Origin of the sequence: Mycobacterium sp., assembly GCF_044342925.1 — a bacterium.
Classification (GTDB): domain Bacteria; phylum Actinomycetota; class Actinomycetes; order Mycobacteriales; family Mycobacteriaceae; genus Mycobacterium.
Window position 1 is genome coordinate 1 of sequence record NZ_JBIIOV010000077.1, and the last position, 14406, is coordinate 14406.

Annotated in this window: 14 protein-coding genes and 1 pseudogene; 6 read left to right on the top strand and 9 right to left on the bottom strand. The window is 67.1% G+C overall.

Translation table 11 applies throughout. From position 1 onward, the window contains the following. On the top strand, positions 1–617 hold a 617-nt coding region (locus ADBZ6I_RS09820; protein ID WP_526383266.1), incomplete at its 5' end, for a serine hydrolase. 40 nt (positions 618–657) lie between these two features. Here ADBZ6I_RS09820 and ADBZ6I_RS09825 read toward each other — a convergent pair. From ADBZ6I_RS09825 to ADBZ6I_RS09840, 4 genes and pseudogenes are all read right to left on the bottom strand, one after another. Continuing rightward, positions 658–2406 (bottom strand): S15 peptidase family protein, encoded by a 1749-nt coding sequence (locus ADBZ6I_RS09825; RefSeq protein ID WP_526383268.1) that lies wholly within the window; start codon positions 2404–2406, stop codon positions 658–660. Between the two features lie 755 nt (positions 2407–3161). After that, positions 3162–3780, bottom strand: a pseudogene (locus tag ADBZ6I_RS09830) (alpha/beta fold hydrolase). Positions 3781–3918: 138 nt separating this feature from the next. Then, entirely contained in the window at positions 3919–5214 is a 1296-nt protein-coding gene (speD, locus tag ADBZ6I_RS09835; protein ID WP_526383270.1) for an adenosylmethionine decarboxylase, read from the bottom strand. Between the two features lie 96 nt (positions 5215–5310). Next, on the bottom strand, positions 5311–5757 hold the full coding sequence (locus tag ADBZ6I_RS09840) for a cupin domain-containing protein (RefSeq protein ID WP_526383272.1): 447 nt from the start codon (positions 5755–5757) through the stop codon (positions 5311–5313). 60 nt (positions 5758–5817) lie between these two features. Here ADBZ6I_RS09840 and ADBZ6I_RS09845 point away from each other — a divergent pair, with 60 nt between their 5' ends. Continuing rightward, positions 5818–6108, top strand: coding sequence for a DUF427 domain-containing protein (locus ADBZ6I_RS09845; protein ID WP_526383274.1), 291 nt, complete (start codon positions 5818–5820; stop codon positions 6106–6108). A 129-nt stretch (positions 6109–6237) separates the two neighbouring features. After that, entirely contained in the window at positions 6238–7182 is a 945-nt protein-coding gene (locus ADBZ6I_RS09850) for a VldE C-terminal domain-containing protein (protein ID WP_526383276.1), read from the top strand. A gap of 68 nt (positions 7183–7250) precedes the next feature. On the opposite strand, the gene ADBZ6I_RS09855 is transcribed toward ADBZ6I_RS09850, so the two are convergent. From ADBZ6I_RS09855 to ADBZ6I_RS09870, 4 genes are read right to left on the bottom strand one after another with little or no spacing between them, the layout of a single operon-like run. Then, positions 7251–8099, bottom strand: coding sequence for an SDR family oxidoreductase (locus tag ADBZ6I_RS09855; RefSeq protein WP_526383278.1), 849 nt, complete (start codon positions 8097–8099; stop codon positions 7251–7253). A 57-nt stretch (positions 8100–8156) separates the two neighbouring features. Beyond that, the gene (locus ADBZ6I_RS09860) at positions 8157–9632 is read right to left on the bottom strand and encodes a glycoside hydrolase family 130 protein (RefSeq protein ID WP_526383280.1); all 1476 of its coding nucleotides are present in this window, start codon (positions 9630–9632) and stop codon (positions 8157–8159) included. After that, complete coding sequence (locus ADBZ6I_RS09865) at positions 9629–10648, bottom strand: glycosyltransferase (protein WP_526383282.1); 1020 nt, start codon at positions 10646–10648, stop codon at positions 9629–9631. The genes ADBZ6I_RS09860 and ADBZ6I_RS09865 overlap by 4 nt, the downstream gene beginning before the upstream one ends. Further along, entirely contained in the window at positions 10645–11757 is a 1113-nt protein-coding gene (locus ADBZ6I_RS09870; RefSeq protein ID WP_526383284.1) for a glycosyltransferase, read from the bottom strand. The genes ADBZ6I_RS09865 and ADBZ6I_RS09870 overlap by 4 nt, the downstream gene beginning before the upstream one ends. 352 nt (positions 11758–12109) lie before the next feature. Between ADBZ6I_RS09870 and ADBZ6I_RS09875 the strand changes: the two genes are divergently transcribed. The 3 genes from ADBZ6I_RS09875 to ADBZ6I_RS09885 all read left to right on the top strand — a co-directional run bounded on the left by ADBZ6I_RS09875 (position 12110) and on the right by ADBZ6I_RS09885 (position 13874). Next, positions 12110–12400 (top strand): alpha/beta fold hydrolase, encoded by a 291-nt coding sequence (locus tag ADBZ6I_RS09875; protein ID WP_526383286.1) that lies wholly within the window; start codon positions 12110–12112, stop codon positions 12398–12400. Positions 12401–12448: 48 nt separating this feature from the next. Continuing rightward, positions 12449–12901, top strand: coding sequence for a TIGR03618 family F420-dependent PPOX class oxidoreductase (locus ADBZ6I_RS09880; protein WP_526383289.1), 453 nt, complete (start codon positions 12449–12451; stop codon positions 12899–12901). Between the two features lie 163 nt (positions 12902–13064). Further along, on the top strand, positions 13065–13874 hold the full coding sequence (locus ADBZ6I_RS09885) for a glycoside hydrolase domain-containing protein (RefSeq protein ID WP_526383291.1): 810 nt from the start codon (positions 13065–13067) through the stop codon (positions 13872–13874). 231 nt (positions 13875–14105) lie between these two features. Here the strand turns inward: ADBZ6I_RS09885 and ADBZ6I_RS09890 are convergent. Continuing rightward, positions 14106–14406: WS/DGAT domain-containing protein (locus ADBZ6I_RS09890; RefSeq protein ID WP_526383293.1), on the bottom strand; the 301-nt coding region annotated here is incomplete at its 5' end.

Genomic DNA, 14406 nt, shown 5'->3' on the forward strand with positions numbered 1-14406 from the left:
CACCCACCGCCCGTGACGAGGACGGCCGCGGCGATCCGGGCAAGAACCCGAATTTCGATCAGCTGCTGCGCGGCACCGTGCACGATCCGACGGCACGGCGGATGGGTGGGGTGGCCGGCAGCGCCGGGGTGTTCTCGACGGTGCGGGACGTGGGCCTGTTCGCGCAAGCACTGCTCGACCGGCTCGCCGGCCGCCGGAGCACCTTTCCGCTGACGCAGTCGACCGTGGAAATGATGACGACTCCGCAGCAACCCGGGCACGCACCCGGACAACTCGCGGCGGCGAACGACGCTGAAAGAGAAGCCCTCATCAGCGCCCCCAACACCGCCAATCTCTTACTCGCGCCACGGTATCCGGCGGTCCCGGGGCGGAATCTGCGCGGCTTCGGCTGGGACATCGATACGCCGTTATCCACGATCCGCGGCGTGGCGTTTCCGATCGGCAGCTTCGGCGGCGGCGGCTTCACCGGGACGTCGCTGTGGATCGATCCGCGTTCCGACACCTACGTGGTTGTCCTCGCGAACGTCATCCATCAACGGGGCGGCCCACCGATTGTCACGCTGAGCGGGGAGATTGCCACCGAGACTGGCCGGGCACTTCATCTGTCCGGCAATTGACCCTCTCAATTCGACGCTTGCCTCCGATCAAGGCGAGCTATCAAGCTGTTAGGTAGTAGCCGGTCGAGGGACTGGAAACCGTGGGACTGGAAACCGTGGGACTGGAAACAGTGGGCAACGAGATCGCGATATCTCTGACCGTGAACTCCCCCAGCGAGAGCTTGCCCGCATATTCGGCCGCCCAGGCGAAGAGCTGCAGGCTCACCGTTTGCCCGGGAAGAAGGGTATGGGCCACCGGCTGCAGCGGCATGCTGATCGTGTGCGGGTGACCGTCCAGCGTCACCGGTATCGGCGTGACCTGATTGCCCAGGACCAGACCCGTTGTGGTGTCGAGAAGTTGAGCGTAGACGTGGGTTCCTGAACCGGTGCCTGAGTAACTGACGGTCAGCTGCGGCGCGCCGACGACATAGGTGGTTCCGTCAGGGGCCGGCGTTACCAGGTTGATCGCGTTGAACGCCTTGGTGCCCCCGAAGGGAAGCACCAGGAACATCGGGCCCGAGCCGGCCACGAACGGGATGAGCGGCAGGACGTCAACGCCGCTGCGGGAGGCGACGATCGGCGCCCCCAAGCCCGCACCGTAGGTGTCCACCGAGAGCCGCTGCCCGCGTTGGTCCACCCACTCGAACCCAGGACCGGTGGACACCGCTTCACGCTTGACGTACCGATCGAGCCATTCCAGCGTTCGCTGCTGAATCAGCGCGCCCTCAACGGGATCGAACAGGGGATTGATACACAGGCCGTGACCACCGCAAAACCACAGCACTTTCGTCGGAACACCCTGTGCCAGAAGGGCTCTCGCCGTCATATCGGCCTGGTTCAAACCGGTCAGGGCGTCGACGGTGCCCTGGATCAGCAGGGTGGGCGCAGTGATCTGACCGACCAGGTCGGGGAAGCCGCGAACTGAGCCCGGCCCACGTTCGGCCAGCAGATCCTGGTCTGCCGCGCTCATCTCCCCGGTGAGATTGCCGTGGATCACGGCGGGCAGGATGCGGGGGTTCGCCTCTGCCAGGGTGAACACCAGGGTGGCCGCCAACGCTGCGCCGGATGCGGTCTTGAACGCACCATTCGGGTAGATCATGCTGTTGAGGGTGTTCCAGCCGATGGTAGGCACGATCGCGTCGATACGGTGGTCGACGGCGGCGGCGACCGGCTGAATGCCACCGCCGTAGGACGCTCCCACCATGCCGATCCGAGGATCACCGGGGGCATCCAGTTGCACCTCCGGCTGTTCGGCAAGCCAATTCATGATGCCCGACACGTCGCGGGCTTCGAAGTACGGCGAGGCGATCTCGAACACTCCGCCGGAGGCGTACTCACCGCGCGGGTCCCATGTCACGACGTTGTAGCCGGCGTTGCGCAGGCTCGCTATGCCGATCTCTCCGCCGAGATCGCCGAGCAGCGCATCCAGCGGAGTCCCGTTGAGGTTGGTCGCACCCGGCATGCCCAACGCGGAGGCCATCAGGACGGTGGGTGCGTTCTGCCCGTCCCGCAGTCCGGCCGCCGGCATCAAGTGCACGTTGATCTGGGTGCCGTCGAACGACACCACCCGCACGTCGCGGGGTGCCACCTCGCCGTCGGGCAGCAGCGGATAGCCCACCAGGGGATGGAGCAGATCGCTCACCATCGGGATGGCGTTGATCACGGTCACCATCGGTGTCACCAGCAGCGGGCCGAGGATCGGAACCTCTTGCAGTCCCAACGCGGTGAGCACCGGGGTCTGCGGTATCGCGACGGTTCCGCCCGTCGCGAAGGTCTCCCGGGATGCGGCGGCCAGCACAGTCCAACTCAACGGCGAATCGGCGGGCAGCGCTGGACCCCGGTCGTGGAGCCCGAAAGGCAACGGGCCCAATCCGTTCAGCGCGGCAGCCGTCGCCGCGACCGGCGCGTGCAGGCTTGTTGCGGCTGGCTCCGGTACCACCGGCGCCACCGCTGTGACCGCCTCGTTCGGGATTGCGGCCGCGGTTCGATCGCTCACCGTGGCTGACAGCCGGACGGCAGAGTCAGGGACCGCAACCACCGACGCCGCTGGTACGTCAACACCGGCAGGCAGCCAGGACTCCGAATCGTCATCGGGGGCAACCGGGTCCGGGGTCGGCGCGACACGGAGGGGCGTCGAAGACGCCGCGCGGTCGGGTCGTGCGCCGGCCGCAACTGTGGGCGGTCGCCCGGTTGCGCCGGCACGCCCGGGGGGCCGCGCTGGGCGCACCGATGTGTCCGCTGTCGAGGTGGCGGCGGACTGCTCACTGCCGTCGTCGGCATGCGCCACCGCACTGCCCGCAGGACCCCCCAGGCACAGACCCATGAGCACCGCGACCGCACCGGTCAGGCCAACCCGCTCGATCGCTGTCATCACGCCCCCCAACACCCCCCGACAGACAATTACGTCAGTCGTCGAAGGTGACGCCTAGGGGAAAAAGACCTTCCGGCGGGTATTGGTGACTTTCGTCCCTAAGCGGCCGCATCGGAACCGGTACGTTTCGCACGGGTGTCGTACTTCTGCCGGGTGGCTGACCGGGCCACCGCCCGGCGCGAGTGCCATCTGAATCAGCCGATCTGGCACGCTCCCGATCGCCCCGGCCCGGCGGACCGCCCGGCGGAGATGAAGTCGTCGATCAATTCGGCAACCAGGGCCGGTCGTTCGGCGTGCGGGAAGTGGCCGACATCGGGGAGCACTTCGAGCCGTACGTCCGGGCGGATTTCCTTTGCGGCGTAGGCGTGTTGGACCGGGATCATCGAGTCCTTCTCGCCCCAGATCGCCATCACCGGGAAGTCCTCGCCGCGAGGCGCTTCCACGCCCACCTTCCGCAACCACGACCACATGCGATCGCCCGGCGCCAAGACCTGGCGAGCCGCGATGACGGGCAGGACCAGTTCAGCGCCGGGCAGCGATGCCGCGCGCAGCAGCAGACCCACATCCGGCCCCAGGCCCCCGCTGCCGATGAGCACCAGCCTGTCGAATGCGCGGTTTGGTGGAGTTGCCGTGGCCCAGCAGATCGGGCGCCACCACCCGGTACTTGCGCGCCAACGGGCCGATCACCGACCGCCAGGTCTGCGAGCTGCCGAGGATGCCGTGCAGCAGCAGGATCGCCTCACCACTGCCTTTGTCGCCACTGCCTTCGTCGAGGTAGGCGACGCGTTCGCCGTGCAGATCGAGGTACTTCATGCCGGCCGCGGTGTCGCCGTTGTTTTCGGTGAACATATGTACACTCTCGGCGTCCTGTCAGGCCGAGTCAAGGAAGTGATCGGACCGTGTGGCGTGGTTCACACTTGTGAATGTTCGTTCACTGAATTGCTTGGCGTCTCAGGCTTCCCAACCGGCCGCACCGGTGGTCGCCGGAGGTGCGTCGTCGCGGTAGACGTCTGTTCGGGAGGCGATCGCCTGCTCCAGATAGGGGGGCACGCTGAGCTTTCCCCGCAGCAACTCCGGGGTGATCCAGCGGTGGTCTCCGGAGATCTCGCCGGACAGGCCGTCGATGGTCGCGACGCCGAGCCGACTGATGAGATCCTCCCTCGATGCGATGACGAAGCCCAGATCCCTTCCGTAGCAGGGCGCGTCGACGGCGTACGGGATGACGGAGGGGAAGGCCGAACTCATCGTGCGAATGACCTTCGCGTGCAGCGCGACCTCGATCGGCGACGAGGGACCGGCCTGCACGGCCAGAACCCCGTGCGGACGCAGTATCCGGGCGATCTCGGTGAAGTACTCGACGGTGAAGCAGAACGTCGACGGGCCGCCTTCGACCGGATCGGTCATATCGGAGATCACGACATCGAGGCCGGCATCCGGCAGTGACCGCAGGAAGGCGACCGCGTCGCCGTGCACGAGTGTCGCGCGCGGGTCGTCGAAGGCGCCCTTGTGGTGCAGCGGCAGGTTCTCGCGGCATGCCGCGACCACCTCGGCGTCGATGTCGACCATCGTCACGTGCTCCAGCGATCGCCAGCGCAGCATCTCACGCAGACAGGCACCCTCACCGCCGCCGAGGATGAGGCCCTCGCGCACCGGTGCCACGGCAGCCACGGCATAGCACGCCGGATGGACGATGCCCTCGTGGTAGATGAATTCGTCGGCTTCGGTGCTCTGCACCACGCCGTCGAGGACCAGCATGCGGCCCCACGCCTCGGATCGGCCGATGAGGTAGTCCTGGAACGCACTGGTCCCGCTGACGTACACCTCGGCGAGATCGTGCTCGTAGCGGTCCGCCGGGGTGATGAATTCGGCGAACCGGAAGGCCGGGTCATCCGGCCCGCCGGGCACCACCCGGGGCACGGTCGCCCGGCGGACGTTGGCGGGTGCCAGGCCCTCGATGATGAGCTCGACAAGCCGCTCCGGATCGGCGTTACCGCAGGTGTAGGCATCGAGCGTCGCCCCACCCCATTCCGGCCAGGTGTGGATCGACACATGCGACTCGGCAAGCACGACGACCGCCGTCACGCCGTGGGGTTCGAAGGCGTGGTGGTGGCGGGACACCACCGTCGCGCCGACCGCCTCGGCCGAGCGGACGAGCAGATCCTCCAGGCCGACACCGTCGTCGAGCAGCGACGAGGTGGAGCCGCTGACATCAGCGAGAACGTGGCTACCGACCGTTCGTGAGGACACGAGCAACTGACGCTAGCAGCCAGCGGTGCACGGAACGCTGGTTTGATCCCGATCGGTGGGTCGGGCCCAGCAACCGGCAGACGGTAAGTCTGGAGCTCACTCCGATGGCCCGTCGAGGGCGAAGTCGTCGAAGTCGAAGCCGGGCACCACGATGCAACTCACCAGCGCCGGTGCGGGGTCGCGGGGACGGGCGCGCTGCCAGTGGCCCGGTGGCACGACGACTTGTGGTCGTTGGCCGTCCTCGACGTCGGGGCCCAGGAGATAGGTCGTGGCACTGTCGATGTCGGGTCCGACCTCGAGGACGATGGGGCTGCCCCGGTGGTGCAACCAGATCTCGGCGCTGCGCACCGTATGCCATGCGGACTGTTGGCCAGCCGCCAACACGAACAGGATCGCCGTGCCGGCGCTGCGCGCACCGCTGTAGCCGGGCGGCAGCGTCGACTCGTCGAGTGTCAGGTCGCTGCGCCAGGTCTCCCGGAACCAACCGCCTTCCGGATGCGGTGCAAGGTCAAGCTGTCGTACCCAAGCGGGCAGTGCAGTCATCCGCCGAGCCTAGAGCGACGGGGTTTAATGGTCCGAACACTTCCGGAGGAAGGTCGCGAGATGATTCGAGCTGTGTGGAACGGAGCGGTGCTGGCCGAGTCCGAGGAAACCGTCAAACTCGAAGGCAACGACTACTTCCCCGTGGATAGCGTCCACAAGGAATTCCTCACCGACAGCACGACCACCACGGTGTGCCCGTGGAAGGGAACGGCGCACTACTACACCGTGACCGTCGCAGGTCAAGTGAACCCGGACGCCGTCTGGTACTACCCGCAGCCCAGCGCCCGCGCGCAGCAGATCGCCGACCACGTCGCCTTCTGGAAGGGCGTTCGGATCGAGAGAGACGACTAGCCCGGCGGACGGAGTTTTTTTAACTCCGTTGGACAAACCCACGTGAGCTTCGTAACCTGATCGAGACCTGAGCACAGGGACAACGCCGACGGAGAAGACGTCGGCGGCGGTCGTAAGGATGCGTCAGTCTTGAAGATTTACCCCCGCAAGCAGCTACTAAACTTGGTAGTCGGGCTCGTTGCCCTGGGCACGATCTGGGGCGGTGCGGCCTCGGCCGACCCGGCTCAGGACACCGTGGCAAAAATCGATGAGCTATCCAAGCAGTCCGACCAACTGGCCCAGAACATCCAGGCCGCCAAGTCCGATCTCGACACGAAGTTGCAGCTCGTCGCGGAGGCGGACCGTCGGCACGTGGAATCCCTGGCCGCACTCGAGTCCGCTAAGGCGCAGTTGGTCGGCTACCAGGGCGCCGTGGACAGATTCGCCGCAACCGCCTACATGGGCGGGCGCACGGACGGGGCGTACGCCATCCTGACCGCCCCCTCCCCGAAGATCCTGATCGACAAGATGGTCACCCAGCGGGTGATGGCCACCGAGATGTCCCATCAGCTGCAGGGCCTGCGACAGGCCGACCAGGAGGCGCAGCGCGTCGAGGCCGCATCGGCGGAGTCGGCAGCCAGCGCCAAGGCGGCTCTCGACGCCGCCGTCGCCCTGCGAGCGGATCTGCAGAACAAGCAGGCGGAGTTGCGTAAGCAGATCGCCGCGATCAATGCCGACTATGCCCTGCTGCCGCAAGCCCAGCGGGCGGCCGTGCCGGCGGCGGTGGTTGCGGCGCTGGGACTGGCGCCGCCGATCCCGAGCGTCGGGATGGGCGGTCTGGTGCCGAACGCGAGGAGCCTGGCGGCATACATCATGGCCACCTACCCCGGTGTGCAGTCCATCGGAGGAGTCCGCTCCGATCCGCTTCCCGATCATCCCAGCGGCCGCGCCATCGACATCATGATCGGCTCCGACATGGGGCTGGGCGATGCCATCAACGCCGATCTGCAAAGTCAGGCGGGCAGGTTCGCCATTTCGTACACCATGTGGCGGGTGGCCCAGCACTTCGACCACGTCCACGTCACGGTCAACTGAGGCGCTCCTTTCGGCGGAAGCCCTATCGAGAACGATCATGGCAGCGGTGTCGCGTTGCATCGGTGGTTTCATCCAGCGCCGCCTCCATCTGCTGGCGGGTCTGCTCCAGCGATGGCAGCGAGCGCAGCTCGTCGAGCGCTCCGGTAGCGGCGCATCCCGGCGATCCACCGGTCATAGTCAGCGCCCTTCTGCCGGTACATGTCCAGGACCTCCGGGTGTGGCAGTACCAGGAACGTGCCGTCAGCAACGGCCTGGACCACACCGGCGGCGACGACGTCCGGGGTGATCACCGCACCGGCACTGACGACGGCGGAGCCGGCCAGCCGGGTTTCGCCGTCCGGCGCATCGGTCATCCCACGCAGGAGCGGGGTCTCCACGCCCATCGGGCACACGCAGCTGACGCCGATTCCCCTGTCGCCGTAGGTGATCGCCAGCCATTCGGCGAACCCGACGGCGGCGTGCTTGGTGACGCTGTACGGCGCAGCCCCGAGCTGGGTGAGCAGGCCGGCGGCTGACGCGACGGCAACGAAGTGCCCGTGGCCGCGCTCAAGCCATTCGGGCAGCACCGCTTTGGCGGCGCGGACGTGGGCGCGCACGTTGACGTCGATGATGCGATCCCACGCGGCTTCGTCGTCTCCGAGGCCGGGCTGTCCGGTGATTCCGGCATTGGCGACGTAGATGTCCACCGGTCCGAACGTCCGGCTGGCGGTGTCGAGCAGGGTCGCGATGCCCTCGTTGCTCGCGGCGTCTGCTGTCGCCGCCGCGCCGCCGATCATGGCGGCGGTCTGGGCGGCTGAATCCGCGTCGATGTCGCCGGCCACCACCGAGGCGCCGGCGGACGCCAATGCCGCCGCGATCGACCTGCCGATGCCTGAGCCCGCTCCGGTGACCACGGCCACCGATCCGTCGATCTTCACAGCCACACTCTAGGTACGGCGACACTCTAGGTACGGCGACCAGCGAACCGTGGTGACTCAGGTTTGGAGGGCGTCGAGAAGTGCCGGCAGCGGCACCGTGGCGAACGCGATCGCCGCGTCGCCGATCCCGTACGGCAGCACCAGCGTTTCGGCGTGGACCAATGCGCCGCACGAGTAGACGACATTGGGGACGTAGCCGTCCTGCTCGTCGGGGGCCGTGCTGAGCAGCGGTTGTCGCAGCCGGCCGATGATCCTGGTTGGATCCTCCAGATCCAGCAGGATCGCGCCGATGCGGTAGGTCCGCATCGCGCCGACGCCGTGGGTGAGTACCAACCAGCCGGCTTCGGTTTCGATGGGCGGCCCGCAGTTTCCCAGCTGCAGCACCTCCCAAGCCTGGACCGGCCGCTGGCAGGCAACCGCGCTCGTCCACACGAACGGACGATCCGAGTACGCGATGGTGTTCGACTCGCGGTCTGATCGCGACATCGCCGCGAAGCGTCCACCGATCCGGCGTGGGAACAACGCCAGCCCCTTGTTGGCCGCTGCACGTCCAACCATTGGGGTGGAGACAAACGACCGGAAGTCGTTCGTCTGAAGCAACTGCTGGCTGATGTGGTTTCCGCTGTAGGCGGTATAGGTGGCATAGAACGTGACCGAACCGTCGTCATCGGTGAAACGCACGAACCGGGCATCTTCCATGCCGACAGCCTCGGCGTCCATCGACGGCCACAGGACATGCTCGGAAATAGCTGTGTGACTGGGGAACTCAATGCCGTAGGTCCGTTCGGCGATGGCCTGCATCTCGGCGATCGTCTCGTGCCCATGTTCACGGGTGCTCAGATTGGTCTGGAGTCGGGTGAGTTGGCGGGTCAGGTCGTCCCTGCTGAAGCGCTCACCGAGCGCGTCGAGGACGTACGCTGCCGCCTCACCGGCGTCACCGAGTCGGGCGAGTTCGACGCGAAAAACCGCGGCGTCGAACAATACCGGCACGGTAGTCCCCACCGCCGCCACCGGTGCGCACTGATCGACCCGGGGGCGGCCGGCCGAGTCGATGACGCCGGTTCGGAATCCGATCGACGACCGGTGGCCCTCCCCGATGCCGCGGACGCTGAGGATGAATCGCAGGTTACCCGCGTCTAGTCCGGTCTGGTCGGGATGCGCGACGATGCTGGGGTTGCACAGCGCCGCGCCTTCAATGGCGTACTCGCTGGTGAACACCGCACCCAGCAGCAGCATTCGCTCATCGGAGATGTGGGCGCCGTCGAGGCGGTCAGCCAGTTCACCGGCGTGTCTGCGAAAGATGCCGACCAGGTCGCGGTGCCGTCCATCGAATCGAGTGACGACATCGTCCAACGCGGACAACACGTCGGCTTCGCTGAGACCCAGGATGCGCGCCAGAACCACACCGGCTCTGGACTCCTGGTGTTCGAAGCCCTCCTGGCCCGGCACGAAGAGCTGAGTGATCACCCGTGCCCGGTCTGCCCGGAGACGCTGGTCGCTGCGCGTGACCAGATCGGCCATGGTGGAAGTCATTGCGGCACAGTGGAAAGGCGCTGGGCGTGCTGCAGAGTGGAAAGTACGGCCAGGGTCGACTCGGCGCCTTGGTTCTGGTTCACCGCGTCGGCGTGCAGACCGTCGAATCCCCCGCCCGTCTGCGGGTCCCACATCCTCAGACCGGCGTCGTTTGCGCCATCGAACCAGGCCGCGGCGGCTCGCACCGAGTCGGGCCAGAGCTGGCTGGCGTCGGCCGCGGACGCGCGCGCGCACGCATCGGCAAGGGCTGCGATCTCGATCGGCTGCTGATCGAAGCCGGGCCGGGCATCACCGGGTCCGCTGCCCCCGGCAGGGGTGGGTGAGAGGTGTCCGTCGGCTGTCTCATGGTCGACCAGCCACGCCAACAGGTCCATGCCGCGCTGCCGGAGCGTGCCGTCGTCGAGTGCGACCCCGGCGGCGATCATCGCCTCGGGCAGAACGGCATTGGCATAGGTCAGTCGCGGCTCCGGCCACGGCCAGGCGACGTCGCCGTTCGAACTGGCGATACCACCTGCGTAGTCGGTGATCAGCGCTCGGGCGGCGCGATGCCCCGGATCCACCCGGAGAAGTTCGGCAGCGCCCAACGCCGCGTACGCCATCGCCCGCGGCCAGGGTGAGCGGATCACCGCGGCGCGCTCGAACTGGATGACGGCAAGCCGCCGAACGAGGGAGATGTCGCTATGAGCCGCAGCAGTTCCCAGGCCCCAGAGGCAGCGCCCCCACGCGTCCTCGACCGCCGGCTCGTCGGTCCACCGTCCGAGTCGATCCATCCGGTTTCGGCACTTCCCCGCGAACGACTGTGCTTCGTTGAGGAACTGGACGGCGACCCGGGTGAGACGGTTCACCTCTCCCCCGGAGTCGGGCTGGCGGGCGGCGACGACGAGCACCCGCGCCATGTCGTCGGTGCAGTAGCCGTCCTCGATCCGCGGTTCGGTTGAGCGTGCGTGCTCAAAGGTTCCGCGGTTGTCGGTCATCGACAGCAGGTGATCGAAGACCGGGACGGGCGCGCTCGTCATACCAGCGCCGAACGCTCGGCGATGAGCCGCTGTGCCAGGAACAGATACGCCTCCGCCACCACCGACCATGCCATCCGGGGCGCCAACCGGCGGGCTTCGCGGGCCATAGATCCGGCAAGCTGGGGGTCAGTGACGATTCGCTGCAACGCATTTGCCAGCGCGGCCGGATCGTCATGGTGGACGACGATCCCCGCACCGCTGGCGAGCAGTTCGACGGCGTGGGGAAAGGCGGTCGCCACCACCGGTCTACCGCTTGCGATGGCGTCGACCAAGACTCCGGAGGTGACCTGATCGGTAGAGTCGTAGGGCAGCACGACGGCCGCCGCGGACTGGGCAAGTTCGTTGAGCGACGCGACCGACCGGTAGCCGGCGTCGAAGGACACCGAGTCGGCCACCCCTCTGCGCCGGGCCTGTTCGACACGGGCGGCACGGTAGGCCTCGCCGTCGGAGGCCAGGACCTTCGGGTGCGTCTGGCCGGCAATCACATACTGCGGGCGCCCGGGCAGATCACGCAGGGTGGGCATCGCGTCGATGACCCGCTCGACCCCCTTCCCGGGGCCCAGTAGTCCCCAGGTCAACAGCGTCGGCCGGCCGGTGTGTCGCGCCGGCGGCGCATGACGCGGGACCGTGGCGCCATGCGGGATCGTGGTGACTTTGTCCCGATCGACGTCATAGCCGCGGCACAGACGCCGGCTGGCCGCCTCGGACATCACGACCACCCGATCCGCCAGTGCCGCGATGTCCTCCAACACCGAACGCTGATGCGGAGACGGGCGGGTGAGAACCGTGTGCGCGACCACGATCGAGGGAACCTCAAGCCCGCGGAGGATCTGGACGACCTCGTCCCCGTCGACGCCGCCGTAGATTCCGTATTCGTGCTGAATGACGGCAATATCGCTGTGATTCAACAGTTCTGAGCCGCGTGCAACCGATCTTGCCGATCCGCTGATCACTTCGCCGACCACCCTGGGATCAGATGTCGAGGACCCGTCGGATATCCGTACGACACCGACACCGGCGCCGTTGGCCGACAAACCGTCAGCCAGGGCGGCGCTGAACGTCGCCAACCCACAGACCGTCGGTGGATAGGTGCTGAGAATCCCCATCATCGGTGGACTGGAAAAGCTCTGCTCTCCAATAAATGGACTGAAGGGAATTTGCGCGTTCAAGGTGATCCCGTCTAGCGGTTGTCACCGGCGTATCCGGCGTGAGCGTGTGCTCGGCGCGATCAGCAACGTGCTGCTGAATCATCCCGGACTGACTGGGTTCCCAACTCCCTCCCACGCTACACCCCTGTTGGGCTGGGCGCCGCCGGCCCGGAGACGGCCACCGTGGTCGTAGACCGCTCGCCGGGCCGGTGTGGAACGTCACCGTGTGCGAAAACCCCTGCGGGACTGAGCTTCTACCAGCACTGCGCCAGCTGGAGGCGAGCCGAACGGGTTTGCGCCTAGGGTGGGGTTCATGGCGGTTGATGGCACGGCGGCCGCGAAGATGCGCATCACCGTCGCCGGCACCGGAAGACCGCTGTTGTTTTTCGTCCACGGCTTCGCCTGCGACGGCACCGACTGGGGCGCTCAGACTGCTGCGTTCGCCGCCACGAACGCCGTTGTCACCTGTGACCTGCCCGGCCACGGCGAGAGCACGGCGGCTGCATCGGAGTACACCATCGCGTCCTGCGGTGCGGCTGTGGCAGGGGCCTTGGCGGAACTCGCACTGCCCGCGGCGATCCTGATCGGTCACAGCTCCGGCTGAGCCCGCCACACTGAAGACAATCGGCGCGTTCGGAAACGGAGACTCAGGATGACCACACTGCACCAGGCCGCCGCCCTGGCAAGCAACGACAGCGGCCTGGCGGTGGTGTCCACACTGCGGGCCGATCACACCATCCAGGCGTCGTTGGTCAACGCCGGGGTGCTCCCCCACCCCGCCACCGCCCAGCCTGTTCTCGGCTTCGTCACCTACGGTCCGGTCAAGCTGGCCAATCTGCGCAGGCGACCGCAACTGGCCGTGGCGTTTCGCAGCGGCTGGCAATGGGCCACCGTCGAAGGCAGGGCCGAACTCGTCGGTCCCGACGACACTCCCGCATGGTTGGACGGACCCGAACAGGTACGTCTGCTCCTACGTGAGGTCTTCACCGCCTGCGGTGGCAGTCACGACAACTGGGCCGAGTACGACCGCGTGATGGCCGAGCAGCGCCGCACCGCGGTGCTCATCACGCCGAGCCGCGTCTACAGCAACCGGCCGACTGCCTAGGGCGTGTTCGTCACCCGCCCTGAGTCGCCTCGGGTGGCGAGGTAGACTCGAACCGCGCGCTCACCGACTGACCATAGCGGCAATCGTTGTTGAGCAGGATGGCGAAGGGCACGCCTCGCGTGGGCTCCACCGTTAACAACAGTCACGTTGTTAACATCGCCCGGTGCGGAACTCAACGGGGACCAGTGGCGTGCGGCGATCCGGTCCGGTTACCCGGCGTGATGCGCTCCGCTACGCCACCGCGGCCTCGGCGGCGGCCGGGCTGGGTGCGGCATCGGCCAGTGTCGGTGCGCCGAAGGCGGCGGCCGCGTCGTCCCAGCTGATCGACTACGCCATGCGCCAGATCCCCGCGGCAGACATCCGTGCCGCCGGCTACGCCGGGGTGATCAACTACGTCTCGCTGTCGCGTCCCGGCTCCAACTTTGGCGCCAAACCCATCACCCGGCCCTATGCCGAGTCGCTGACCGCCGCGGGGCTGGTCATCGTGAGCAACTACCAGTACGGCAAGCCCGGCGGAACGGCGCCATCGGACTTCACCCGCGGGTACGCCGGCGGCGTCGCCGACGCCAAGACTGCCTGGCAATTGCACACCGCGGCAGGTGGCGGGCAGAGCGCACCGATCTTCTTCTCCGTCGACGACGACATCAGCCGCGACACCTGGAACACATTGGCGCTACCGTGGTTTCGCGGAATCAACTCAGTGCTCGGCGTGCAGCGCACCGGCGTCTACGGCGGCATCGACGTGTGCCAGTGGGCCGCCGCCGACGGTGTGATCGGCAGTTCGAGCACGCCCGGCCGGCGCTGGTCCTGGCAGACCCGGGCCTGGTCCGGCACCAAGATCGATCCGGCTGCCGTCCTCTACCAGCGCATCGTCAGCACGGCATCCAATCCGGGCCCGATCGTCGGCGGGATCGAAGTCGACGTCAACGACGTCCTGGCCTCGGACTGCGGGCAGTGGAACCTGCACCCATAAAGCCCTGAACCAGCGCGGTCAGCGCTTTTTGGAGTGCAGCGTGCTGTCGATCGTGGCAGCCTGATCCGTCTTGGCGTTCTTGGCCGCGCGTTTCTCCTTGAGCGACTTGCCGGACTTTTTGGTCATTGTTTGGCGCGGAGATTTGTCAGACATCACTGGCCCGCTTCATATAGGGGGCCTGAACGGTCCCGATCTCCTGACCCTACGCGCACAACGGCCGCCGCGGCAGACTTACTCCGACGTGGGCTTTTTCGTCGCTGCCGTCGGGGCTTTCGACCGCTTGACGGGTCCACGTCGTGGGTACGCAGCCCGGGGTGTTTCGGCCCATTCGGCGCCGGTGGCCTCGAACAACCGACTGATCTCGGCGACGTGCATATCTGCCAAGTCCCACAGGTCGGGCACCAGCTCGCGGTCGGCGAGGAAGCCGAAATCCAACCGGTCCAGGTAGCTCGTCAGAGTGATGTTGAGGCCCTGCCCCTCGGTGACGATCGACACCGGGAATTGGTGTGCAAGCTTGGCTCCGGCGAAGTAC

What these genes read in the sequence shown, in the direction of transcription:
- ADBZ6I_RS09875 (WP_526383286.1), top strand. Translation starts at nt 12,110, where the DNA reads ATGGCGGTTGATGGCACGGCGGCCGCGAAGATGCGCATCACCGTCGCC.
- ADBZ6I_RS09880 (WP_526383289.1), top strand. Translation starts at nt 12,449, where the DNA reads ATGACCACACTGCACCAGGCCGCCGCCCTGGCAAGCAACGACAGCGGC.
- ADBZ6I_RS09870 (WP_526383284.1), bottom strand. Translation starts at nt 11,757, where the DNA reads ATGATGGGGATTCTCAGCACCTATCCACCGACGGTCTGTGGGTTGGCG.
- ADBZ6I_RS09865 (WP_526383282.1), bottom strand. Translation starts at nt 10,648, where the DNA reads ATGACGAGCGCGCCCGTCCCGGTCTTCGATCACCTGCTGTCGATGACC.
- ADBZ6I_RS09840 (WP_526383272.1), bottom strand. Translation starts at nt 5,757, where the DNA reads ATGACTGCACTGCCCGCTTGGGTACGACAGCTTGACCTTGCACCGCAT.
- ADBZ6I_RS09860 (WP_526383280.1), bottom strand. Translation starts at nt 9,632, where the DNA reads ATGACTTCCACCATGGCCGATCTGGTCACGCGCAGCGACCAGCGTCTC.
- ADBZ6I_RS09845 (WP_526383274.1), top strand. Translation starts at nt 5,818, where the DNA reads ATGATTCGAGCTGTGTGGAACGGAGCGGTGCTGGCCGAGTCCGAGGAA.